Genomic DNA, 24,636 nt, shown 5'->3' with positions numbered 1-24,636 from the left:
GGAGTGGGGCGGGCCCGCGGGCCGGCCCCACTCCCCCGGCGCCCTATCCGCAGCGAGCTGCGGGGTAGGTCGCCGTGACGGGCGTGCTCGTGCCTGCTGCGACGGACGTCCCGGTGAGGGTCCCCGCCGTGATGGCGGCTGCCCGGGTCGTGATCGCGAGAGAGGCGGTCTTCTGCGCACCGACGCTCTGCGAGCGCTCACCCCAGGGCGTCGTCCAGGTGACCACCGCGGCGGCGGTACCGGTGTTCTTCGTGACGACCGTGACGACGGCCTTCCCTGCGACGCACCGCGACGTGGCGGTGGCGGTCACCGTCGGGGTCGTTCCCCGGACGACGACGGTGGCGGTGACGGTCCGGTTCCCCGGCGCCACCTCCTGGTTCTTCGTCAGCGACAGATCGAGGCTGCCGTTTGCCCGGACGTTGACGCCCTTGAACCAGGTGTTGCGGTCGGAGTCGAAGAGGCCACCGGCGTTCACCGGGTCCGTCGCCAGGTGAGGGTCCTGGTACGGGCGGGCGTGGTAGGCGAGGACGAGATTGCCGGACTCGTCCTTCGCGAACGAGTTGTGACCCGTTCCGGCCTGCTGCTTCGTGTAGTAGCTCGTCTCGTCCGCTCCCAGACGACCGGTGAAGGTGTCGTTGGTGTCGAGGACCGGGAACGCGGTCTGCTTCCAGCTCGCGGGATCCTGCAGGTTCGCCGTCGCGGTCGTGCTCAGGAGTCCGAGGCTGTAGTACTTGTCCACCGTGCCGCCTGAGTAGGTGATCGAGATGGTGTCGCCCTGCTGCACCATGAAGGGCGCCTCGACGACTCCCTGGTCGCGTCCTTCGGTCGTGTCGCTGGGAGTGGGCGCGAGCTTGCCGATCTCCCACGGCTGGCTCTCGCCGTACACGCGCGTGAGCTCGCCGTCGACTAGGGGCACTGTCCCCTTCGGGCCGGAGACGGCCTTTCCGATCAGGATCTGGCCGCCGGAGGGCATGATCCAGTAGCCCTGCTGCTTGCCGGCCTCGGTGCGCTCGAAGTAGCTGACGTCGAACGCGGCTCCGTCGAGGACGACGGGCTCGCCCCACTTGGTCTGGTCGAAGAAGCCGCCCGCGGCGATCGATACGTCGGTGCCCGTGTACGGAATGAGGACGGTGTTGTCGCAGAAGCCGCCGACGGGTGCGTAGCCCTTGTTCATCCCGGCGACGATCCACCAGGTGCCGTTGATCTTGTGGAACTCCTGCGCCCAGATGAAGCCGCCCCAGCCGTAGAACGTGTTCGGATACTGCCCCTCCTTGCCGGGCGTGCCCTTGTCCGGGTCGATGACGATCTGCTCCGGCGCGTCCTGCAGCCCCGCGAGCGTCGTGGCCCGCTTGAGGCCGATCTTGCGGTAGCTCGAGCTCTCCTCGATCGGTCCGAGGGAGGACTGGCCGTAGTGCGATCCGGTGAGGTAGTAGTAGCCGTCGTCCGGGTTGAAGAAGACGTGCGGATCGGCGCGGGCGTCGCTCACCATCTCCTCGGGGTCCTGCTGGACGGTGCCCGAGACCTGGTAGCTGCCCGGCTTCGTGGTGTCCACTGCGGAGAGGTCGTCCTGCCAGTCGACGTTGAGGCTCTTCTTCGATCCGTCGTTGTAGTCCAGCGTGGCCTGCTTCGGAAGCGCGGCCGCGACTCCGGCGGCTCCGGCTCCCTGGGCGACCGTGGCGTCGATCCTCTCGACGCCCGTGTTCTGCAGGTCGACGTAGTTCTTGTAGAAGACGTCGAACTCGGCGGCCGTCAGCGCGAGGTCGCTCGCCTGGCTCTGCGCGGCCCAGGACGGGAGTCCTGCGCCCTGGACGCCGAGGACCCGGGTGTCCGCCTTCGACGTGACGCCGAGAGGAGTGCTCGCGGTCAGGTCGGCGAGGACCGTCACCCGTCCCTCACCGGTGAGCAGGTCCGTCCAGAACACCTTGTACTTCTGCGCCGTGGCGTCGAACACGATCCGCGGGTCGGTCACGACCGAGCCGGGAGCGATCCGCACGGCGCGCTGCTGCGAGAACGTGCTGCCCTCGGGCGAGGTCCACACGTAGACGGAATCGGTCGCGTTGTTCTGCGCGGACACCGCGCCGAGCGCCCCGTTCGCGGTCCGGAAGAGGCTCGGCGACCCGACCTGGGCGTTCGGCTTCGCGCCCTGATCGCCGTCGTTGGCGACGTACAGGATCGCCTGGGAGCGGTTCAGCGGCTCCCAGCTGCTGCCGCCGGCGGGCAGTGCCGCGGCGTACAGCGCGTCGGCGCGGCGGTCGTCGTTGTAGGCCAGCGGGTCGTCCTTCGTCCCGGCGGTGGTGGTCACCGTCTTGACGTAGGTCGCGATCCGTCCGCCGGGAGCGGCGATGCGGCTGTCCCAGCGGAAGGTCTGGCTGCTGCCCTCGACGGTGGCGGTGAGCGTCACGGCGGCGGTCCCGGTGCCGAGGCCCGACGTGTCGATCGCTCCGTTCGACTGCACGCGGCCCGCTCCGGCGCCGGTGGCGCTCCAGGTGACCTGCTTGCCGAGGACGCGGGACGGGAGGTCGCCGAGCACGGTGGCCGGCACGGCCAGTGCGGCGCCCGCGTCGGAGGTGACCGCCGGGTTCTCCGCGCCCAGCTCCGCGCCGGAGAGCGCCCGGTTGTAGATGCGCAGGTTGTCGATCAGGCCGGAGAAGTACTCTCCCCCGCCCCAGTTCGCCTTGCCCACCTGGAGGACTCCGCCGGACGAGCCGAGGATCTGGCTCAGCGGGACCCCGGAGCCGTTGACGGCGACCGGCTTCCTGTCGACGAAGAGACGCGTCGTCGTCTCCGTGACGACCAGATCGACGTGCTTCCACTCGGCGTTCGTCGCCGTCGTGGCCAGGTTCCCGGCCGTGTTCCGGCCGTTCGTGTTGTCGTACCGCTCGACCGTGATCCCCGAGGTCCGATCGAGGACGCCGAGGTAGTGCTCCTGGGCGTACTCCTGACGCGTGGTGGAGCGGGCGGCGAAGACGGCCCAGCCGGTGTTCGCCGCTGCATCGGGCTTGCTGTCGTAGGAGATGGTCACGTTCTGCCGGCCGGCCAGGAGCGCCTTGCCGTCCGTGGCGGTCAGGTCGAGCCACGAGGCCGACGAGAGGCGCGCGGCTGTGCCCTGGCCCGTGTTCCCGGGGACCAGGTTCGCCGCTCCCTGGACGGCAGCGCGGGTGCTGCGATCGACGAACGCGCCGTTGCTCGGGGCGGCATCGAAGGTGAAGTCCGCGAGCAGGCTCTGCTCGGGAGACGGGACCGCATCGGCTGCCGCAGCGGCTGTCACCGGGACCGCGCAGGACGCGAGCAGCGCGACCGACGCCGCCGCGGCGGTGACGAGTGCGCGCATCGCCCTCGGGTCGGATCGTCTGGAATCCGGTCTTCTCGAATCCGGTCTTCTCGCATCCGGACTCTTCAGGTGGGGGGACGTCGACATTGACGGTTCCTCTCCGGATTCGCCTCTGAATCCGATGTGGGGAAGGCGGAGAGCGCGAGTTGCGCAACACCTGTCGAGCTAGTGGGAGGACGGGGAATCCTCGTCGACACGCTGAACCTATTGCAGATTGTTCACGGTAACAAGCCGTTCGACTCCGCAGGATCGCGCTCCTGGTGCGCAGGATCACGACACCGCAGCGTCCGCGTCCGACCGAGAGTGGAGCCGACCCGTTCTCCTTGGAAGAGACGCCCGCACGCATGCTGGTCGAGTAGCCCCGCAGGGGCGTATCGAGACCCACCACCGCATGCACGTCGGCCTCTTCCCCGCCCTGCGATGGCGCCGAAGGCGCCTCCTCCGCTCGATACGCCCGCTCCGCGGGCTACTCGATCAACAGAGTTCTCCCCACACGTACGAGGTGATCTTTCCTCAGAGACCCGCCCGCGCCAGCACTCAGCCCCCCAGCACCCCGATCAGGGTCATCCCCGATGCCGTCCCGCCCACGACCTCCGAGAATCGACTCATGCCTCCTGCCCCGTCGCGCCCGCGCCTCGTGCGCGCCCTCCTCGTCGCCCTGGTCGGCGGCCTGCTTATGGGCGGGCTCACCAGCCTCCTGCAGGGCTCGCTGCCCGGGCCGGTGAACTCCTTCGCCAACTCCTCGGGCGGCTGGTCCATGCTGGTCTTCGCGCTGATGCGGCTCGGCGGCGCGCGGCCCGTGGCGGCGGCGGCGCTCGGCCTCCTGACCTTCTGGGCCCTGCTCGAGGGCTACGACCTGGTGACCGCCGCGCGCGGCTTCGGCTACTCCCCGCCCTTCACCGACGTGTTCTGGCTGCTGGCCGTGCCGGCCGGGCCGATCCTCGGCGCCGCCGCCGCACTGACGCTGCACGGCACGACGCCCTGGCGCGTGCTCGCGGTCGCCCCGCTGTCCGGCGTCCTGATCGGCGAGGGCGCCTGGGCCCTGGCGAACGTCGCCGACACCACCAGCCCGGTCTACTGGTGGCTCGAGATCGTCCTCGGCGCGGCGTTCCTCGCTCTCGCGGTGGTCCGGAGGCGACCGCGGTGGCCGATCGCCCTCGCCGCCGTCGCGGTCACGGCAGTGGCCGCGCTCGTCTTCGTCGTCGTCTACTCCGTCCTGTGAGCCCCCGCCATCCCGGATCGCCCGCCCGATCCCTGCCCGTCCTCGCCGCCGGCCTCGCACTCGTGCTCTCCGGCTGCTCGGCACCGAGCGCGCCCGCCGCCTCGCGTCCGCCGACGCCGCTCCCGTCGATCTCCGCCGCATCCTCTCCGGAACCCGCCCCCGTCGACGTCTCCGCCGAGCTCGCGGCCCTCGAGGCCGAGTTCGACGCGCGGATCGGCGTCAGCGCCGTCGACACCGGCAGCGGCCGGCAGGTCCTGCACCGGCAGGACGAGCGCTTCGGCTACGCGTCGAGCATCAAGGCTCTGGCCGCCGCGGAGTTCCTGCGCAGCGTCCCCGCGGACGAGCGCGACGAGGTCGTCACCTGGACCGCGGCCGACGTCGAGGCCGCCGGCTACTCCCCCGTCACGGGCGAGAGCATCGACGGCGGGCTGCCGCTGGCGCAGCTGGCCGAGGCCGCGGTCCGCCGCAGCGACAACACGGCGCTGAACCTGGTGCTCGACCGCCTCGGCGGGCCTGTCGCCCTCGACCGTGCCCTCGAGCAGCTCGGCGACACGACGACCGACGTCGTCGACGACGAGCCCGCCCTCAACACGATCGCCTCAGGCAGCACCGCGAACACCACGACTCCGGCGGCGTTCACCGCCGATCTCACCGCCGTCGCACTCGGCGACGCCCTTCCCGCCGCGGATCGCGCGCTGCTCCTGGACTGGATGAGCGGCAACGCGACCGGCGACGCGCTGATCCGCGCGGGCGCTCCCGAGGGCTGGACGGTCGCGGACAAGTCGGGTGGAGCGGGCGGCCTCCGCAACGACGCCGCCGTCGTCACGCCTCCCGGCCGAGACCCGATCGTGCTGTCCGTCCTGACCTCCCGCAACGACCCGGAGGCGGACTACGACGACGCCCTCGTCGCGCGGGCGGCCGCTGTCGTGCTGGGAGCTCTGCGGTAGCCGCACGAAGGTGAGCGTCTGTCTGCCGCTCCGACCCCCCTCGGGGTGGTGTGTCGCTCGTCGGCTGTTCCCTATCCTGACGAAGCTGGGAGGCTCCCTGAATCCTTCCACAGGCTCGGCACCCGCTCCGGAGGTTCGCCCTCGGAGGTCCGCGAGCACGCGGTTCGCCCTCCCTCGGGAGGGTCGAGAAGCGCCTATCCGACAACCCGATGCACGGCCGCTCCGGCGTCCGCGCCGCGGCGGCGTCACCGCGGCAGTGCCGCACTCCATCAGCCCGGACCGCAGCGACGCGTCCTTCGGCACCGCTCCCCGGCGCGGCACCGATCCGCCGCCCGCTTCGAGGCTCCCTCGTCGACGTGCTCCGGGCGACCTCCGCACCGCACCAGTCCCCTCCCCGCACAGCACGAGTCGATCGGACGACACCACATGCCCCCGACCACCCGCTCCAGAACCGCCCTCCCTCTCCTCCGCCGCCCCAAGGACGCCCTGCGCGTCCTGGCGATCGCCGCCGCCGTGGCGATCGGCGTCACCGGAGTCTCGATCCCGGCCGCGTCGGCCGCGGAGGGCAGCGCCTCCCACGGGCCGGACGGCACGCACTACCCCTCGGCCACCCCCGACATCCGCTCCGGTGTCGCGGACTACACCGTCGTCGACGCGGCCGCGTCCGGCTCGGCGATCCGCAAGGCCCTCGACTCGCTCACCCGCACCCAGATCGCGGAGGGAGCCGTCGTCCGGGTCGCCCCCGGTCACATCTCCGATCTGTCCGCGCTCAACGGCTACCGCAACACCGGCAGCGAGAAGGTGCTGGTCACCGCCCGCGACGGCTTCCAGTCGGTCACCGGCGGCAACTGGGCGCTGCGCTCGGTCACCGGCATCACGCTGATGCGCTTCGACATCGACTCGCTCGACGTGAAGGGGGCCACGAACGCCTCGTTCGCCTGGCTGCGGATCAACAAGAACTGGCTCGGACTCGCCGCGTCGGCGGGCGTGCCGGTGCGCGACGTCGAGCTGATCGAGGTCGTGGTGCCGGACTCGACGGTCAAGAGCGCCGACTCGGCGCAGATCAAGGCGTTCTCACCGGACGTGATGGGCGACGTCCTGGTCGAGGGCAGCTACCTGGCGCCGTCCTACTACGTCGACGCCGTCTACGGCGGGTCGAACCCGGCGCGACCGCACACCGACACCCTCCAGATCGAGGGCAGCGGCGTCACCGGCCAGATCACCCTCCGCGACACGGTCGTGTTCACCTCCAACAACAGCGCCGTCATCGTCGGCGGCGTCCGGAACGTGGCGTTCGAGGACTCGTTCATCGTCGGCGGACCGCTCGCGATGAAGCGCTACCCCTTCCTGCGCGGCGGTGCCGGCTACGCCGGTGCGATCAACGGCGCGGGCAGCGTCAGCGCGATCCAGGGCACGGGAGGCGGCAACATCGACGCCTCCGACTCGATGCTCGCCGGCTCGCTCCAGCCGAAGTGGGACACCGTGACGAACACCGTCACGAACATCGCGGGCAAGACCGCGACCCGCGGCGGCTTCACGCTCGACAGCACGCTGAGCTCGATGAGCGTCGACGAGCTCGACTCGAGGACGCCCCGCCCCACCACGTCCCGCCTGATCGGGATCTGGGACGACGTCGACACCTCGACGCCCACGCCGACGCCCACCCCGACCGCGACGCCGACGGCGACTCCCACGGCGACGCCGGAGCCGACCGCGACGCCGACGGCGACCCCGACCGCGACGCCCGAGCCGACCGCGACCCCCGAGCCGACGTCGACCCCGACGCCGACCAAGACCCCGGAGCTCCCCGCGGAGACGCCCGACGGTGAGGACGGCGGAAGCGGACCCGTCGCCGACACCACCGCCCCGAAGGTCGCGATCACCTCGCCGTCGGCCGGCGCCGTGATCAGCGGCTCGACCACCGCCACCGTCACCGCGACCGACGACACCGCCGTCACCGGCGTGGCGTTCTACCTCGGCAACCTCAAGGTCGGCGACGGCACGAAGACCGGCGGCAGCACCTGGTCGCTGACCACCAGCACCGCCGGCATGCGCGGCACCTTCCCGCTCACAGCCCGGGCGACGGACGCGGCGGGCAACGTCGCCGCGAGCGCTCCCGTGACGGTGACGCTGCGCTAGCTCCCCGCGCTCAGCCCTGAAGGGCCGGCCCCTCCGCGACGAGGCGCCGGCCCTTCGCCGTCCCCACTGATTGCGCAGCCACCCCCGCCGGTCGAGCAACCGAGCAGCGCCCCCGCGATTCATGCTGGTCGAGCAGCCGCGCAGCGGCCCACCATGCTGGTCGAGTAGCCGCGCAGCGGCGTATCGAGACCCACCGTCCCCAGCCCCTCGCCGGCCGCGGCATAGTAGAGCCCGAATCGGCGTCAGCGCCAGTGCCCCACTGACGGGGCACGTCCCGTACATTGGCCGTGGAAGCACGCCACCCCTCCCCCTTTTCCCTGCCGCGCTGCCTCCACCTCCCCCGTCGACTCCGACGGACCTCCGTCCCCGACCCTCCTCCGCGCACCACCCGCCCTGCTCTCCCCGCACCGACCGCCCGGACCGCACCGCCGCGGGACTCCGAGGCCCCTTGAGGACCCCGGACCGTTCAGCGCCTCGAGGCTTCTGCCGCGCCGTGCTCCGGGCACCCCTTCCCCCGCTGCCCGACCCGATCGGAAGACACCCCATGGCACCAGCCACTCCCCCCAGGTCGTCCCCCTCCCGTCCGCTCCGCCCCGCCGCGCGCCACGCACGCCCCCGAGCGAGGACCGCCCTCGCCCGCCTCCTCGCGATCACCGCCGCCGTCGGGATCGTCATCGGCGCGACAGTGCTCCAGGACGCACCGGCCGCCTCCGCCGCCGTCTCCGTCACCACCTCCGGGCCCGACGGCACGCACTACCCCTCGGACACCCCCGACATCCGCTCCGGGCTCCCCCGCGGCGCCACCGTCGTGGATGTCGCGGCCTCGGGCCCGGCGATCCGCACCGCACTCGACCGGCTCACCGCGAACCAGATCGCGAACGGCGCCGTCGTCCGCGTCGCCCCCGGCCGCGTCGCCGACCTCTCGGCCCTGAACGGCTACACCAACAGCGGTGCCGTCAAGGTCCTGATCACCGCGCGCGACGGCTTCCGCTCGGTGACCGGCGGCGACTGGGCGCTGCGCGGAGTCACGGGCATCACGCTGATGCGCTTCGACATCGACTCGCTCGACGTCAAGGGCGCGAAGCACGCCTCCTTCGCCTGGCTCCGCATCGCCGACAACTGGCTCGGCCTCGCCGCGTCGGCCGGACTGCCCGTGCGGGACGTCGAGCTGATCGAGGTCGTCGAGCCCGACTCGACGGTCAAGAACGCCGACTCGGCGCAGATCAAGGCCTACGCTCCCGACCAGCTGAGCGACGTCCTGGTCGAGGGCGGCTACTTCGCGCCCTCCTACTACGTCGACGCGAGGTACGGCGGCAACCGCGAGCCGCGCCCGCACACCGACACCCTGCAGATCGAGGGCTCCGGGATCACCGGCCAGGTCACGCTCCGCGACACCGTGGTGTTCGCCTCCAACAACAGCGCCGTGATCATCGGCGGCGTCCGGAACGTCGCCTTCGACGAGACCTTCGTCGTGGGCGGAAGCACGGCCGTGCAGCGCTACCCGTTCCTCCGGGGCGGTGCCGGCTCCGCGGGAGCGCAGAACGGCCCCGGCAGCCTGAGCGCGATCCAGGGGTCGGGCGGCGGCAACGTCGACGCGTCCGGTTCGACCTTCATCGGCTCGCTGCAGCCCAGCTGGGACTCGGTCACGAACACGCGGACGAACCTGCCCGGCAAGACGGCGCGATCGGGCGGCTTCACGGTCGACCAGAGCCTCGGCTCGCTGACCGCCGCCGACCTCGACGCGCGCAGCCCCCGGCCGACCACGGCCTACCTCACCGGCATCTGGGACGACGTCGACCTCCGCGGCAGCGGCAGCACCCCGGCAGTGACCGCGACTCCGAGCGCCGCGCCGACGTCGACGCCCACGACCGCCCCGGCGACCCCCGCTCCGGCACCGACGGCGACCCCGTCCGCGCCCGATGGGCCCGATTCGCCCGCGGAGCCGGAGACGCCCGCCGAGGACTCCTCCGCCCCCGAGGTCGAGATCACCGCGCCGGAGCCCGGTGACGTGCTCGGCGGCCCGGCGATCGCCACCGTCACGGCGACCGACGACGTCGCCGTGACCGGGGTCGTGTTCCTCGTCGAGGGTGTCGAGATCGGCGACGGCGTCCAGACCGACGAGGACACCTGGTCGCTGGCCTCCGACACCGCGGGACTGCAGGGGACCTTCGCGCTCACCGCCCGGGCGACGGACGCGGCGGGCAACACGACCGAGAGCGCCCCGGTCTCCGTGACGCTGCAGTAGCGCAAGCAGACCGACGAAGGGCCGCGGTGCTGAGCGCACGGCGGCCCTTCGTTCTGCGCCCGAGCGACGCGACGGCCCGCGCCATCCGCGCCGCCGGCACTGCGCGGCTGGGAGAAGGGTGTGACACTTCCTCACGTCACCGCTTTGCTCCGCCGAGCCCCCTACAGGAGTCGCAGATGCACACACGCCCACCGCAATCCCACGGACAGCGCCGACCGAGCAGCAGGCCGCTCGACGTCGCGGCGTCCCTCGTCCTCACCGTCGGTCTGCTCGGTGCGGCCGCCCCCGTCGCTCAAGCGGAGACGATGCCGACGGCCGCGGCAGCCCCGACGCCCGCCGCCACCCCGACACCCGCTCCGCAGCAGAACGGGGGGCTGAAGACGTCGATCACGGCGACCTTCGGCAGCGCACCCGACGACATCCTCAACATCTACTCGAGGGTCCACTTCGTTCTCACCGTGACGAACATCACCGACGGAGTGCTCGGCGTGAACCTCGTCGAGTGGCCCGGCTTCGGAAACACGCTCGACCTCCTTCCCGGCGAGTCGAAGGTCTTCTCCGAGAGCGTGTTCCTCGGCGGTGACTCGCTGCGCAAGGGCACGTGGTCGGACCCGATCAAGCTCGAGACGTGGAACACCCCGTTCGGGGAGAGGACTCCGGTGACGGTCGTTCCCGACATCCCCCTCCCGAGCGCCCAGGTGGAGAAGCGCGTCCCGTCGTTCTGGGATCCGATCGTGCCGGAGCCGACCCCGACGCCCACGCCCACGCCGACGGCCAGCACGCCGGACCCGGCACCCCTCCCGGTGCCGACCGTCGCCACCCAGGAGATCACGGTGACCGTCACGGGGAAGTTCCTGACGGAGCCGGGTGAGCTCGTGAAGGAGGGCACTCGCGTCGAGTTCTCGCAGGACGTGAAGAACACGGGACCGGTCGACATCACGAAGGTCCTCGGTCGCGAGAAGCTCGCGGTCGGCGAGTCGTTCCACCTGACCACGACCGAGGCCGTCGTCACCGCGCAGAACCTGAAGGACGGGTTCGTGACGCCGGAGGCGGAGTCCTCGAACGAGATCCTTCCAGGCGGCACCCGGGTCATCGTGTCGGCGCCGAAGCTGCCCATCCCCGCCAAGGCTCCGGTGTCCACGGAGAAGCCGGATCTCGAGGTGAAGGTCTCCGGCACGTTCCAGGTGAAGGAGGGCGAGCCCGTCGTCGCCGGCACGAAGGTGGAGTGGGTCGCCGCGCTCACGAACACCGGGGACACCGCTCTCCGCGACGTCCAGGTCGCCGACAGCGAGAAGCTCGCCGAGCTGCCCGTCGGCAAGACCGGCGTGGTCTCCTTCGAGAGCACCGTCAGCGAGCGCGACGTGCTCGATCACTCGATCTCCGTCGCCGCTGCGGCCACGGCGATCACGAGGGACGGCTACGACTACTCGAAGCAGACCCTCGGTACCCTCGCCATCCCCGCGACGACTCCTGACCCGGCCGGTCCCGATGCCCCCGCGTCGGCGGGACCCGCATCCCCCGCTGCAGTCGGCGCCGACGGTCAGCCCGCCGCGACGCCGTCCAGCGCCACGGCAGCCCGGTCGGCCACCGAGGTCGCCACCTCCTCGAACCGCGGTGAGGTCGCCACCTCGGCCGCCGCGGGGGCGACTCGGTCGACGGCCGGTCACCTCGCCTCCACCGGTTCCGACGCCGCCGCCGTGCTGCCCGCAGCGGGAGTCCTCGCCCTGCTCGGCGCCGTCGGCGTCTTCCTGGGCCGCCGCCGCAGGAGCCGCACCGTCACCGAGTGACGATCGTGCCGGGTCGGCGGGTCGACACCCTCCTCCACCGACTCGGCTCCCGCGCTCAGGGAAGGGCCGCCGTGCACACTGCACGGCGGCCCTTCTGCGCGCCCGGCGACCCGACGTCGCGCGCCAGTCGATGCGGAGAGCGGACCCGACCACGAGAGCGGTGTGAGACTTTCTCGCGTCCACGTTGCTCCGCCGAGCCCCGACAGGAATCGAAGATGCTCACACCCTCACCTCGCCCGCACGGCCCGCGCCGATCGAGCAGCAGACCGCTCGACGTCGCGGCCTCCCTCGTCCTCACCGTCGGTCTGCTCGGCTTCGCCGCGCCCGCCGCCTTCGCGGCCGACGCGGCGCCGGCCGCCCAGCCTCAGGCCGCACCGTCCTCGCCGGCGACGGTCGCCGTGAAGCCCGCCCTCGAGCGGTCGGTCACCGCCGTGTTCGAGCCGTTCGACACCGGGAACCCCGGTCAGAAGGGCGTCCGGGTGAAGTACACGGTGCGCCTCAAGAACACCGGCGACGTCCCGCTGAACGTCTTCCTCAAGGAGATCCCGCAGCCCGGGAACGCACCGATCAAGGTCGCCGTCGGGGAGACCAAGGACGTCACCCGGCCCTCCATGCTCACCGATGACGAGCTGCGCAGCGGCGTCTGGTCCTTCTCCACCGCCGGAGACGCCTACGCCCCCGACGGATTCCGCATCGACGCGAGCGTGAGCGCCACGATCCCCGTCCCCGGTGCGCAGCCGGCCACGCCGACCCCCGCACCCACGCAGCCCGCCACGCCGTCTCCGACGCAGCCCGCCACTCCTGCACCCACGTCGGCGCCGGCGGTCGAGCACCCCGCCCTGGAGCGGACGGTCACCGCCACTTTCATCCTTCAACCCACCACCGATGGAAGCGAGCCTGCCGTCGAGATCGGGTTCACGATCCACCTCAAGAACACCGGCGACGTCCCACTGAACGTGTTCCTCGACCGCTACAGCCGGCCGGGCGTTGGTCCAATCCCACTTGCGGTGGGCGAATCCAAGGACCTCGACCAAGACAACGACTTCGTTGGGGTGAGCAAGCTGGCGAGTGGTTCATGGCGCTTCACTACCGGGGGGACGGCTTACACCCCGAAGGGAGCTCGCATCGATGCAGGCATCGACACCTCGATTCCTGTTCCACAAGGGATTTTGCCCGTACCGACGCCCACGCCGACGCAGCCCGCCACGCCGACTCCTGCACCGACGCAGCCCGCTGTGCCGAGCACGCCGACGCCGGGTCCTTCGATGGCGCCGGCCAGCGCCGATCCTGCGGTGACGGTGACGATCACGGGGAAGTTCTTGACGGAGCCGGGTGAGCTGGTGAAGGAGGGCACTCGTGTCGAGTTCACGTACGACGTGAAGAACACGGGCGGGGTCGATCTGAAGGACGTCCTCGGGCACAAGACGCTCAAGGTCGGCGAGTCCTTCCTGCTGAACACGACGGAGGCCGTGGTCAGTGCGCAGAACCTCAAGGACGGCTTCGTCTCGGCGCAGTCGAAGCTGGTCCGGGGAACGCTCCCGGACGGTTCGCGCGTGACGGTCTCGGCGCCGTTCGAGTACAAGCTGCCCATTCCGGAGAAGCCGCCGATCCCGGTGCCGGCGCCGGATCTGGACGTGACGATCGCCGGAACGTTCCAGGTGAAGGAGGGCGAGCCCGTCGTCGCCGGCACGAAGGTGAAGTGGGTCGCCCAGCTCACCAACACCGGCAACGTCGCACTGCGCGACGTGCAGGTCTCGGACAGCGACAAGCTCGCCGAGCTGCCCGTGGGTGAGACCGGCGTGGTCTCCTTCGAGACCACCGTCACCGAGCGCGACGTCTTCAACCACTCGATCTGGGTCGCATCCCCCGCCACCGCCACGACGCCCGACGGGACCGCGTTCAGCAAGCAGACCCTCGGCACCCTCGCCATCCCCACGGTGACGCCGACGCCCGCGCCGACGCCGACGCCCACCCCGACGCCGACGCCCAGCCCGACCGCGACCCCCACGGCGGGCCCCACTCCGGTCGGCCCCGACGTCCCGCCGAGCGGCGGCGCCGTCGCGCCTCCCGCCGGAACAGCGAGTCGTGCAGGCAAGGAGATCGCGGTCCCGACCACCCCCGCAGCAGCGTCGTCGTCGTCGAAGCAGTCGACCACGGGCCACCTCGCCTCGACCGGATCCGACGCCGCCGCAGTGCTGCCCGCCGCCGGAGTCCTCGGACTCCTCGGCGCGATCGGCGTGCTCCTCGGACGCCGCCGCCGGCGCAACGGCACCGCCACCGAGTAGTCACCACGACGAGCCGGCGGGTGATGGCGGTCACCCGCCGGCTCCTCTCCTCCCACCCGGACCGGGGTGGTCGGCCCCGAGGCCTGCCCCACGGAGCGGGGGCGGAGAAGACCACGGCGCGCGATCTTCTCGGCCAAACAGCACAATTCGCGCCACTTTCTGTCGGGCGGCAGACGTGGCGCCGTACGTTTCCCCCTGTTGCTCAGCGCACCGCTCGGTTCGACCGAGTGCCGCCGCCCCGCCGATGCTCATCGAGTTCGGACGGGAGCGGCCCGGCCGCTGCTGAGCCGCCCGGAACGCACCGCTGCGTGTCTCCGGGGCTCCTCCCCCGTGCGAGGTCCCCGGTCCGTCGCGCCTCGGAGTCCTCGACCCCCTGCGTCGGCGATCCGTCACTCCGCCCTCCGATCGAAAGACACCGCCATGTCACGCATCACCTCCGCCACCCCGTCCACCCGCCGCACCCGCGCACTCCTCCGCTCCCTCGCGGTCACCGCCGCCGTCGGGATCGCCGCCACCGGTGCCTCGTTCCAGATCGCGCCGGCCGCCTCCGCCGCTCCGGCCGCGGCCGCCGCGAGCGCCTCGACCTTCGGCCCGGACGGCACGCACTACCCCTCCGACACCCCCGACATCCGCTCCGCACTCCCCGCCGGCACGACCGTCGTCGACGTCGCGGCCTCGGGCCCCGCGATCCGCGCCGCGCTCGACGCCCTCACGCCCGGCCAGATCGCTGCCGGCGCCGTGGTCCGCGTCGCCCCGGGACGCATCGACGACCTCTCCGCCCTCGACGGCTACACGAACGACGGCCCGCTCAAGGTGCTGATCACGGCGCGCGACGGCTTCCAGTCGGTGACCGGCGGCAGCTGGATGCTGAAGGGCGTCACCGGCATCACGCTGATGCGCTTCGATATCGGCTCGATCGATGTGAAGGGCGCGACGCACTCCTCGTTCGCCTGGCTGCGGATCGCGAACAACTGGATCGGCCTCGCCGCCTCGTCGGGGATCCCGGTGCGCGACGTCGAGCTGCTCGAGATCGTCGAGCCGGAGTCGAAGCTCAAGAGCGGCGACTCGGCGCAGATCAAGGCCTACTCCCCGAACACAGTGAGCGACGTCCTGGTCGCGGGCGACTACATCGCGCCCTCCTACTACCTCGACAAGCAGTACGGCGGCGGCGCGAACCCCGCTCGCCCGCACACGGACAGCCTCCAGATCGAGGGCGCCGGCATCGTCGGCCAGGTCACCGTCCGCGATACCGCCGTGTTCAGCTCGAACAACAGCGCCGTCATCGTCGGTGGCGTGAAGAACGTCCTCTTCGACCACGCGCTCATCCTCGGCGGCGACGTCGCGGCGCAGCGCTACCCGTTCCTCCAGGGCGGCGCCGGCTACCCCGGGGCCGTCAACGGCAAGGGCAGCGTCAGCGCGATCCAGGGCAAGGGCGGCGGCAACGTCGATGCGACCGACTCGGTCTTCACCGGCTCGCTGCAGCCCACCTGGAACGCCGTCTCCGGTTCCCGGACCACCCTGACCGGCAAGGTCGCCCGCAGCGGCGGCTTCTCCGTCGACACGGCGCTCAGCGCGCTGACCGCCGCCGGCCTCGACGCGCTGGCTCCGCGGCCGACCACCGCCCTCCTCACCGGCGCGTGGGATCGGGTGACCGTCTCGGGCGGCACGACCGCCGCGTCCGCAAAGGTCGCCACGCGGACGGCGGCTCCGGCGCACGCAGCCTCGGCCGCGCCGAAGTCGGCAACGCCGGCTCCGAAGTCGACCTCCACTCCGAAGACCAGCGCTCCGCAGGCCGCGACCGCCCCGAAGGCTCCCGCAACGCCCGCGCCCGCTGCCACCCCTGCGTCGGCCGCTGCGAAGCCCGCTCCGAAGAAGGCCGCCGTCGACCGGACCGCGCCGACCGTCGCGATCACCTCGCCGCGCACCGGCACGGTGCTGGGCGGCTCGACGACCGCCACCGTCACCGCGACGGACGACACCGTCGTCAGCCGCGTCACCTTCCTCCTCGGCGGCACCGAGGTCGGCGACGCCGCGCAGAACGCCGACGGCACCTGGTCGCTGACCACCCGCACCGCGGGCAAGCACGGGACCTTCCCGCTCACCGCCCGCGCGACCGACGCCGCCGGCAACAGCACCGTCAGCGCACCGGTCACCGTCACCCTGAAGTAGCCTCCGGGCGCGCGCATCATGCTGATCGAGTAGCCCTCGGAAGCGGGCGTATCGAGATCCACCGCCGTCAGCACCTGAGTCTGCAGACCCGCCCTGCTGGTGACGGCGGGTCTCGATACGCCCCTGGCGGGGCTACTCGACCAGCATGATGTGGCGCAGCCGCGTCCCTTTCCCTGACCACCGAGACGCGAAGCGGCTTCGCCGCTCGGTACGCCCCTTCGGGGCTACTCGACCAGCATGACGGGGCGAGGCCGCGTCCTCTCCCTCACCACCGAGTCGCGAGACGACGATCGCGGCGGTCGCGTGCTCACTGCGGGACGCCCTCCGCGAGGGCCTGGAACTCGTAGACGAAGCCGCCGTCGGTGCCGCTGATCGTCGCGTAGGCCCGCGTCGTGCCGGGCTCGATCGCGATGTTCGTCGCAGAGCTCAGCCCGGTCGACTCGTCCGCCGGAACCGAGACGGTCTGCAGCAGCGCGCCGGACGTGTCGTAGACGAGGATCTCCGGGCGGCTGTGCAGGCCGACGTAGAGGTTGCCGTCGGCGTCGACCGCGATCGAGTCGACCTGGCCGATCCCGGGTGAGGCGTGGATCGTCGGGAACGCGGTGGCGACCTCGGTGCCGCCCTCGGCGAGGGTGAGCCGGTCGATGCGGTTGCCGGTGTTGAGGCTGACCCACAGCTCGCCGTGGCCGGGCGAGAAGGCGATGCCGTTCGGGGACGGCAGCTCGCTCGCCAGCACGGTCGCTGCTCCGGTCGCCGAGTCGACGCGGACGACGCGGCCCGACGCCTCCCAGTACGGGTCCTGGGCGCCGGCGGCGTCGGTGACGTAGAGGGCGCCGTCCTCGCCGAACGCGATGTCGTCCGGCTGCATCGGGACGCCCTCGACCGGGCCGGTGACGACGTCGCGGACGTCCTCGCCCTCGGCGGTCATGCTCCGCACGGAACCGCTGAGGAAGTCGGAGACGTAGAGCCGCCCGTCCCCGGGGTGGAACTGCGCGGAGGTGAGCGCGGAGGCGTCGTCGGTCCAGACGGGCTCGACGCTCTCCTCCTCCAGATCGATCCGGAGCACCTTGCCGGCGCCGGGCGGGGCGGTGACGTCGACGACGGAGAGGCTGCCGTCGGGGCCGAAGGTCGGGCCCTCGAGCAGGGTCATGCCGGTCGTCTCGTGCACCTCCGTCACCTGCAGCACCCGCTCGGCGGTGACGACCGACGGAGTCGCCGACACGGGTGCGGCTGCGGGGTCGCCCGCGTCGGTGCAGCCCGCCAGGGCACCGGCGAGCAGCACCGGGACGGCGATCGCCGGCCGCCTCATCGCGAGGCTCCGACGCCGGCGTCGACGAGCACGTCGCCCATCCCGTCCTCGCGCCAGGCGCGGAGCAGGCGGTGGAACGCGATCGGTCCGGGGCTGTAGCTGGCGCCGCCGATCGAGCGGGTGCCCTCGCCGTTGTAGTAGCCGGGCGTGCACTCGGCCTGGAACGCTCGGGTGTCGGCGGCGGTCTCCTGGATCGTGCGGACCCACGCCTCCTCCGCCTCGGCGCTGGGCTCGAGGTAGCGGGCGCCGACCTCGCGGCCGCGGGCGATGACGGCGGCGATGTGCTCGGCCTGCTCGAGCAGGATGTGCGCGAAGTTGACGGAGTTGGCGTTCTGGATGCCGCTGAGGTGGAAGAGGTTCGGGAAGCCGTGCGTCGAGAAGCCGTGCAGGGTGCGCGGACCGCGGGCCCACGCCTCCAGGAGCGTCCGGCCGTCGCGGCCGACGACGGGCAGGGTGCCGGACAGGACGCCGGAGATGCCGACCTCGAAGCCGGTGGCGAAGACGACGCAGTCGACCTCGTAGGCGGTGTCGCCGACGACGACCTCGGTCTCGGTCATCCGGGTGATGCCGCCGGTGTCGGCGGTGTCGACGAGGTGGACGTTCGGGCGATTGAAGGTGGGCAGGTAGGTGTCGCTGAAGCCGGGGCGCTTGCACATGTAGCGGTACCAGGGCTTGAGTGCCGCGGCCGTCGCCGGGTCCTCCACCGTCGCGTCGACGCGGGCGCGGAGGCGGTCCATGGTGTCGAGGTCGGCGAGCTCGTCGCGCCGCTCGCGCTCCTCGACCGTGAGCGAGGTGTCGACGGCGCCGGAGAGGATCTGGCGCTGCAGCTCGACGGTCTTCGTCCAGCCGTCCTGCACGAGCGATTCGTCGACCGGTTCGCCGGCGAGCACGGCGAGGAAGTTCTCCATCCGCTCGCGCTGCCAGCCCGGACGCAGCGACGCGACCCACGCCGGGTCCGTCGGCCGGTTGTCGCGGACGTCGACGGTGGAGGGTGTGCGCTGGAAGACGATCAGCTCCCGGGCGTCCGCGCCGACGTGCGGGATCACCTGGAGTCCCGTCGCACCGGTGCCGACGACGGCGACGCGCTTGTCGGCGAGGCCGGTCAGCCCGCCGTCCGGGGTGCCGCCGGTGTAGCCGTAGTCCCAGCGCGAGGTGTGGAAGGTGTGCCCGCGGAAGGTCTCGATGCCCGGGATGCCCGGCAGCTTCGGCTGGGTCAGGGTGCCGGAGGAGGTCACGACGAAGCGGGTGCGGAAGGCGTCGCCGCGGTCGGTCTCCACGAACCACTCCTCCGCGTCCTGGTCCCAGGTCAGCGCGGTGGCACGGGTCTGGAAGAGGGTGTCGCGGTAGAGGCCGTAGTGCTCGGCGATCGCGACCGCGTGCCGGCGGATCTCCTCGCCCGGCGCGTAGCGCTCGGACGGGATCGTGCCGACCTCCTCGAGCAGCGGGAGGTAGACGGAGGACTCCACGTCGCAGCGCACGCCCGGGTAGCGGTTCCAGTACCAGGTGCCGCCGACGTCGCCCGCCTCGTCCATCAGGCGCAGCGAGTCGACGCCCGCCTCGCGCAGCCGAGACGCGGTCAGCAGACCGCCGAAGCCGGCGCCGATCACGAGCGCCTCGACCCGGTCCGTCACCGGCTCGCGCTCGACGCGCTCCGTGTAGGGATCCTTCGCGTAGTAGCCGAACTTCCCCGCGGCACGGCGGTACTGGCTCGCGGCGTCCGGACGGGCCCGGCGGTCCCGCTCGGTGCGGTACCTCTCGCGGGCGGCCTCGAGGCGGCGCTCGTCGTCGGGGAGGTTGCTGTCGGTCGGCGTTCGGTCGGTCAGCGTTCGGTCGGTCATGGCGGCTCGCTCTCGTCACGCGCATCGGCGCGACGGCGTACCCCGTGACGGGGCGACGGCGGGACTCCCCCGCGGGCGCCGACACGACTCCGGATCGGTTTCTTGCTCTCCCAGAAGGTTAGCTTCGAACTAAGTGATCGACCTGGGGATCCGCCCAGTCCTACGGTGGTCCCATGGATCCCCGCGCCCGCACCCTCTCGGACATCGAGCGCCTCTCGATCGCGATCACGATCCGGTCGATCCCCCGCGTGCTCGCGCCGCTGCTGACGACCGACCTCACCATCCAGCAGCTCAAGGCGCTCTCGGTGATCGTCACGACCGAGGAGGGCGCGACCGGCGCGGGCCTCGCGCAGAGCTTCGGCGTCTCGATGCCCTCGATGTCGAAGCTCATCGACCGCCTCGCCGCGAGCGGCCTGGTCGTCCGCGAGACCGACCGCGCCGATCAGCGCGTCCGCCGCATCCACGCCACCGATCTCGGTCGGGCCGTCGTCCGCGAGCTGATGGCCGCGCGCCCGGAGCTCGGCGAGGACGTGCTCTCCCGCCTCTCGCTCGAGGAGCTCGAAGCCCTCGAGACCGGACTGCGCGCGATCAGCCGGGAGCTGCGCGTCCCGCGCGACGCCGCCGACTGACCGCCCGCGTACGGGCTGTGCGCGATCTCGTGGAGGACCGTGCTCTCGACGACGGATGGCCGGGAAGCCAGGAGTTCCTCGTACCCCTGTCACTTCATTGACACCGGCGGCAGACCTCATTAGTGTCCCGAGTGCAGAAAGTGTTACCGAGAACATCTGCATCCCTTGCCGACGACGTGCGCGCGTGCGGGCCCGGCGAAGAAGGGGTCCACCGCGCTCCGCGCCGGTGACCGGAGCTCCGGACCGGCCTCGTCGCCCAGTGCGAGGAGCGCGTCCGGGGGCCGGACGGCATCGCTCCCGCAGGGGCCGGGGTGATCCGCCGGCGACGGCTCGACGCAGGGCCCGGCGCCCGCTCGAGCACCGGTGCCCTCCGTTCGGGTCGGAGGGCACCGGCTCGCCCGCGCGCGCTCCGCGAGCAGGTATCGCGGCCTCGCGGCGACCGAAACACCGAAACTACTTTCTTTAACTCCCCGGGCTGGCTACGGTCGATCTCACCACCCGGAGGCCAGCGAAGACGGCTTCATTGGGTGCGATTCACACTGCAAAGGAGCTCTCTGTGAGTAGATTTCGTAGCCTTTTCGGTCTGGCCGCGGCGGCTGCGCTCGCCGCGACGCTCGTCGCCCTGACGCTGCCCGCGTCCGCCGCGGGCAACACGCTCGTCGTCGATGCGAGCACGTCGATCGGACCCGTCACGCGGGTCGGCGCCGGCGGCCTGTACGCGCTGGCCACGCCGAACGACCCGGCACCCGGCCTGCTGACGCCGCTGCGCCTCAAGCAGCACACGCAGCCGGCCCCCGGAGTCGGCCAGCTCGGCAACGGAGCGACGACGCCGACCGGCGACGTGCTGAAGGTGGCCGGCACCTTCACCCGGGACGGAGCGCAGTCCTACGCGCGGATGCCCGACGTGTACCCCGACTTCCCGTACCGCTGGATCAGCTGGGCGGACTGGACGCAGAAGATCGACACGATGGTGAAGGCCCGTCTCGACGCCACCGCCACCACGAACATCAACGGCTGGGAGCTGTGGAACGAGCCCGACGGGACCTGGGACACGGCGAAGGCCGGCCCATACCTCGACGGCTGGACCCGCACCTACCGGCAGGTGAAGCTCCAGGACACGATCACTCCGATCGTGGGCCCCAGCTACAGCCGCTACTACCCCGACCTGATGCGCTCGTTCATGGCCCGCGCGAAGGCCGACGGCACTCTGCCCGACGTCGTCGTCTGGCACGAGCTCGAGGACGGCGTCTACAACGACATCGACGAGCACGTCGCCGACTACCGCTCGATCGAGCGCGATCTCGGCATCTCGCCGCGGCCGATCTCCATCAACGAGTACGGCTCGCCGAGCCAGATCGACACGCCGAGCGTGGCCGCGCACTTCATCGCGCAGTTCGAGCGCACCGGCATCCACGACGCCGAGCGCGCCTACTGGTACGAGTCCGGCACCGTCGGCGGCCTGGTCTGGAACAACCGACCGACCGGCTCCTACTGGCTCTACAAGTGGTACGGCGAGATGGCCGGGAACATGCTCGCCGTCACGCCGTCCGGCGACCTCGACGGCTTCGCGTCCTACGACTCCAGTCGGAAGATCGTGAACGCGGCCTTCGGCGGCACCTTCGGCGACAACCAGGTGCAGGTGAAGGGCCTCACCGGATTCGGGACCTCGGCCAAGGTCGTCCTGAACTACACGCCCCGGTCCGGGCGCATGACCAACGTCGACGCGCCCACGACGGTGTCGACGCAGACCCTGCCGATCACGAACGGGACCGTCACCGTCCCGGTGACGAGCCAGGACTACCTCGGCGCCTACCAGCTCGTCGTCACCCCGGCGGCGGGTCCGACGACGAGCTACCAGCAGGTCTACGAGGCGGAGAACGCGACCGTCGTGAACGCCTCGCTCCTCTCCGCCGGAACGGCGTCGAACGGCGGCTACGTCGGCCGGATCGACGGCTCGTCGAACGCCCGCAGCGACAGCTTCGTCGACTTCGTCGTCGAGGTGCCGACCGCCGGCAGCTACGGGCTCGGGATCCGCTACGCCAACGGTGGAGCGAGCACCTCGACCCAGGGCCTCGCCGTCAACGGCAGCGCCTTCAGCACCGTCTCCTACCCGTCGACGGGATCATGGGGCGCCTTCGGCTCCTCCGTCTCGCGGCAGGTCGATCTGAAGGCGGGCTTCAACGTGATCCGGCTCGCGAAGGGGTCCCCCTTCTTCGCCGGCGGCTCCGGCTTCGCGGAGCTCGACAGCATCACGCTGACGCGCTGAGCGACACGGCCGTCCGGAGGCGCGTCGACGCTTCCGGACGGCCGCGGCTCCCCGGTCTCGACCCCGACGGGGGGTCCCGCTCGCCGCGGATCCACGGCAGTGTTCACGGTAACAACCAGTGTGGACGAGCCGGCGGGCTGCTGCCCGGCCCTGCCGATCCGGCCCGCTCCGCTCGGCGTCGTCCGGGCACTCCATCGAGGGGACACCATGCGCCGCGCTACTCAGTTCACCGGAGCCCTTTGCGGGCTCCTCCTGGCAGCGGGGCTCGTCGCCGCGCCGCACTCGGCCGTCGCCGCGCCGGCCGGGACGGCGAGCACCTCGACGCCTCCGGCCCGCGACGGCGGCGGAGTCGACTCCGCACCCGCGGCGAGCGACGCCGTCGCAGAACCCGGCTCGCCGTCGCTCCTCCGGGCGGCGGCCGCGCCGGCGGACTTCACCGACGTGGCGATCCCCTCCCGTGCCGACATCGTCGTGCACGAGGTGACCATCGCCCTCGTGGCGCCGCAGGGCACGACTCCGTCGTTCAGCGCCGAGGACGCGCGCCGCTCCCTCGAGCTCGTGGACGACTTCTACAACCGCGAGACCGGCGGAGCCGTGCGCTTCGAGCTCGAGCGGCTGATCGACTGGCGGAGCATCGACGAGCCGATCGGCTGCAGCGACACGGGCGGCCTGCACGACTGGATCGCGCGCACGACGGGCTGGCAGCCCGGACCGGCGCGGCACCTCGTCGCCATGGTGCCCCCGGGCGACCCCTGCCCGAACTGGGCCAACGGGGAGCAGCCGGGCGACCCGGACGATGGCGGGCGGACGTTCCAGGGCGGTCCCGACGCGATCCTGCTCGCCCACGAGCTGGGTCACAACCTCTCGCTCTTCCACGCCGCGAGTGTCCAGTGCGCCTCGTCGTGGGACGTCGCGCCCGGTGCCTCGTGCGCCCGGGAGGAGTACGGGAACCTGACCGACGTCATGGGCGACTCCTGGCTCTTCACGCCCCTCTCGGCACCGACCCTCGCGCAGCTCGGCATCCTCTCGGACACCCGGCAGCCCGTCTGCGGCGCGCCGCGGACGACCGTCATCGACACCCTGGGGGCCGGTCCGGGCACTCCTCGAGCCCTCACCTGGACCGACCCGCAGGACTCGGCGGTGCGGTACTGGGCGCAGTACAACGACAAGGCCGATCCGCGAGCGGACGGCGGCGCCTACAGCAGTCCCTGGCAGACGCCGCGGACGGTCTCCGGCGTGCAGATCCTGCGCAGCACCGGCGGCAGCGCCGAGCTGCTGCAGCGGCCCGGTGACGCGAGCGTCGGCAACGAGTTCGCCCTCGCCGGCGAGACCGTCGCCCTGAACACCGGCATGTCGCTCCGCGTGGAGGCCCTCGATGCGACGGCGCGGACGGCGACCGTCACTGTCACCGTGCCCTGCACCGAGGACGTCGGCGACATCACCCGCCGCGCCGCGGCCTCCGCCTCGTACACCTCGGGCTGGTCGTCCGTCGGGGACGCCGTCGACGGCAGGACCGGAACCGCGTGGAGCAGCTGGCCCCGCGTGGGCGAGCAGTGGCTCGGGCTCACCTGGCCGGCGACGGTGACCGTGGACAGCGCGTCAGTGCGCTTCGCCGCCGACGCGGCCGACAGCGCGCAGCAGGGCGTGATCCCGCCTCGGTCCTGGCGCGTCGACTACCTCGACGCCGCCGGCGCCTGGGTGCCGGTCGCGGGAGCGAGCCCGGCCGGCCGCGCTCGGGACGCAGTGAACACGGTCGCCTTCACCCCGGTGGCCACGACGGCCCTCCGCACGGTGTTCCAGGCCTGGGGAAGCGCCGAGTACGGCGGTTCGACCAGCGTCGCCGAGCTCAGCGCCACCGGCGTGGCCCCGATCGCCTCGCTCGTCACCCGTGGCGCCGCGACGACCGTCGCCACCTCGTCGACGCGCGACGTCGCCGCCGGTGTGGACGTCCTCGACGCGCGCGGCCGGGCGCTCGGGGGCCGCGCCGTCTCCTTCACCCTCACCGGCCCGGCGACCTTCACCGACGGCACGAAGGCGGCGACGGTCCTCTCCGCGGCGACGGGAACGGCCGCGCTCCCCCCTCTCCGGACGGGAGCGACGACCGGCACCGTCTCGATCGCCGCCCGCGTCCCCGGGCTGCCGGCGGTGTCCCTGCCCCGCACCACGGTCGCCGCACCGCCCGCCGTGACGGCGACCGCGGCCACGCGCAAGACCCTCGGGACGGTCGTGCTCACGGTGACGGCGAAGAACACCGGCAGGACCGCGACGGAGATCACCATCGTCACCGCGTACGGCACCTCGACGATCGCCGGCGTCGCTCCGGGCGCGACGGTGTCGCGGGCGTTCGCCACCCGGCGATCCACCGTTCCGGCGGGCAGCGCACAGGTCACCGCGCAGACGGACGGCCTGCGCACGACCACCGCGGCGGCCTACCGCGGGCTGTGACCGGCGGGCGGCGATGGTCGAGCC

The 24,636-nt window shown here is 72.1% G+C and carries 13 protein-coding genes; 10 read left to right on the top strand and 3 right to left on the bottom strand.

Annotated elements, in window-relative coordinates; all coding sequences use genetic code 11:
- Window positions 1-43: 43 nt before the first annotated feature.
- Entirely contained in the window at window positions 44-3,331 is a 3,288-nt protein-coding gene (locus tag EDF35_RS10825; protein WP_166674078.1) for a LamG-like jellyroll fold domain-containing protein, read from the bottom strand.
- Between the two features lie 607 nt (window positions 3,332-3,938).
- On the opposite strand from EDF35_RS10825, the gene EDF35_RS21225 reads away from it, so the two are divergent.
- From EDF35_RS21225 to EDF35_RS10790, 7 genes are all read left to right on the top strand, one after another.
- Window positions 3,939-4,553, top strand: coding sequence for a DUF6518 family protein (locus EDF35_RS21225; RefSeq protein WP_243839930.1), 615 nt, complete (start codon window positions 3,939-3,941; stop codon window positions 4,551-4,553).
- Complete coding sequence (gene bla, locus EDF35_RS21220; RefSeq protein WP_243839929.1) at window positions 4,550-5,500, top strand: class A beta-lactamase; 951 nt, start codon at window positions 4,550-4,552, stop codon at window positions 5,498-5,500. The genes EDF35_RS21225 and bla overlap by 4 nt, the downstream gene beginning before the upstream one ends.
- Before the next feature lie 426 nt (window positions 5,501-5,926).
- The gene (locus EDF35_RS20820) at window positions 5,927-7,639 is read left to right on the top strand and encodes an Ig-like domain-containing protein (RefSeq protein WP_166674077.1); all 1,713 of its coding nucleotides are present in this window, start codon (window positions 5,927-5,929) and stop codon (window positions 7,637-7,639) included.
- Window positions 7,640-8,183: 544 nt separating this feature from the next.
- The gene (locus EDF35_RS10810; protein WP_133962328.1) at window positions 8,184-9,884 is read left to right on the top strand and encodes an Ig-like domain-containing protein; all 1,701 of its coding nucleotides are present in this window, start codon (window positions 8,184-8,186) and stop codon (window positions 9,882-9,884) included.
- Between the two features lie 176 nt (window positions 9,885-10,060).
- Entirely contained in the window at window positions 10,061-11,671 is a 1,611-nt protein-coding gene (locus EDF35_RS10805; protein WP_133962327.1) for an LPXTG cell wall anchor domain-containing protein, read from the top strand.
- Between the two features lie 215 nt (window positions 11,672-11,886).
- Window positions 11,887-13,956, top strand: a complete 2,070-nt coding sequence (locus tag EDF35_RS21405) for an LPXTG cell wall anchor domain-containing protein (RefSeq protein ID WP_166674076.1) — start codon at window positions 11,887-11,889, stop codon at window positions 13,954-13,956.
- A 420-nt stretch (window positions 13,957-14,376) separates the two neighbouring features.
- Window positions 14,377-16,125 (top strand): Ig-like domain-containing protein, encoded by a 1,749-nt coding sequence (locus EDF35_RS10790; protein ID WP_133962324.1) that lies wholly within the window; start codon window positions 14,377-14,379, stop codon window positions 16,123-16,125.
- Between the two features lie 307 nt (window positions 16,126-16,432).
- On the opposite strand, the gene EDF35_RS10785 is transcribed toward EDF35_RS10790, so the two are convergent.
- Entirely contained in the window at window positions 16,433-17,434 is a 1,002-nt protein-coding gene (locus tag EDF35_RS10785) for an SMP-30/gluconolactonase/LRE family protein (RefSeq protein WP_133962323.1), read from the bottom strand.
- Window positions 17,431-19,272 carry an NAD(P)/FAD-dependent oxidoreductase gene (locus EDF35_RS10780; protein WP_133962322.1) on the bottom strand — a complete coding sequence of 614 codons (1,842 nt, stop codon included), beginning with the start codon at window positions 19,270-19,272 and terminating at the stop codon, window positions 17,431-17,433. Before EDF35_RS10780 ends, EDF35_RS10785 begins: the two co-directional genes overlap by 4 nt.
- Window positions 19,273-19,445: 173 nt before the next feature.
- Here EDF35_RS10780 and EDF35_RS10775 point away from each other — a divergent pair, with 173 nt between their 5' ends.
- The 3 genes from EDF35_RS10775 to EDF35_RS10765 all read left to right on the top strand — a co-directional run bounded on the left by EDF35_RS10775 (window position 19,446) and on the right by EDF35_RS10765 (window position 24,612).
- The gene (locus EDF35_RS10775) at window positions 19,446-19,901 is read left to right on the top strand and encodes a MarR family transcriptional regulator (protein ID WP_133962321.1); all 456 of its coding nucleotides are present in this window, start codon (window positions 19,446-19,448) and stop codon (window positions 19,899-19,901) included.
- Between the two features lie 556 nt (window positions 19,902-20,457).
- Complete coding sequence (locus EDF35_RS10770; protein ID WP_208323052.1) at window positions 20,458-22,167, top strand: CBM35 domain-containing protein; 1,710 nt, start codon at window positions 20,458-20,460, stop codon at window positions 22,165-22,167.
- A 207-nt stretch (window positions 22,168-22,374) separates the two neighbouring features.
- A complete protein-coding gene (locus EDF35_RS10765; RefSeq protein WP_133962320.1) occupies window positions 22,375-24,612 on the top strand; it encodes a discoidin domain-containing protein in 2,238 nt (745 codons plus the stop codon).
- The last annotated feature ends 24 nt before the right edge of the window (window positions 24,613-24,636 follow it).

The organism is Rathayibacter sp. PhB151 (genome assembly GCF_004366415.1).
Lineage (GTDB): Bacteria > Actinomycetota > Actinomycetes > Actinomycetales > Microbacteriaceae > Rathayibacter > Rathayibacter festucae.
Note: the sequence above shows the minus strand (reverse complement) of the source record. Positions and strands in the feature narration are given on the sequence as shown.

Coding starts and splice junctions, on each gene's coding strand:
- EDF35_RS21225 (WP_243839930.1), top strand. CDS start 3,939: ATGCCTCCTGCCCCGTCGCGCCCGCGCCTCGTGCGCGCCCTCCTCGTC.
- EDF35_RS10780 (WP_133962322.1), bottom strand. CDS start 19,272: ATGACCGACCGAACGCTGACCGACCGAACGCCGACCGACAGCAACCTC.
- EDF35_RS10785 (WP_133962323.1), bottom strand. CDS start 17,434: ATGAGGCGGCCGGCGATCGCCGTCCCGGTGCTGCTCGCCGGTGCCCTG.
- EDF35_RS10810 (WP_133962328.1), top strand. CDS start 8,184: ATGGCACCAGCCACTCCCCCCAGGTCGTCCCCCTCCCGTCCGCTCCGC.
- EDF35_RS10765 (WP_133962320.1), top strand. CDS start 22,375: ATGCGCCGCGCTACTCAGTTCACCGGAGCCCTTTGCGGGCTCCTCCTG.
- EDF35_RS10805 (WP_133962327.1), top strand. CDS start 10,061: ATGCACACACGCCCACCGCAATCCCACGGACAGCGCCGACCGAGCAGC.
- EDF35_RS20820 (WP_166674077.1), top strand. CDS start 5,927: ATGCCCCCGACCACCCGCTCCAGAACCGCCCTCCCTCTCCTCCGCCGC.
- EDF35_RS21405 (WP_166674076.1), top strand. CDS start 11,887: ATGCTCACACCCTCACCTCGCCCGCACGGCCCGCGCCGATCGAGCAGC.
- EDF35_RS10775 (WP_133962321.1), top strand. CDS start 19,446: ATGGATCCCCGCGCCCGCACCCTCTCGGACATCGAGCGCCTCTCGATC.
- EDF35_RS10825 (WP_166674078.1), bottom strand. CDS start 3,331: ATGCGCGCACTCGTCACCGCCGCGGCGGCGTCGGTCGCGCTGCTCGCG.
- EDF35_RS10790 (WP_133962324.1), top strand. CDS start 14,377: ATGTCACGCATCACCTCCGCCACCCCGTCCACCCGCCGCACCCGCGCA.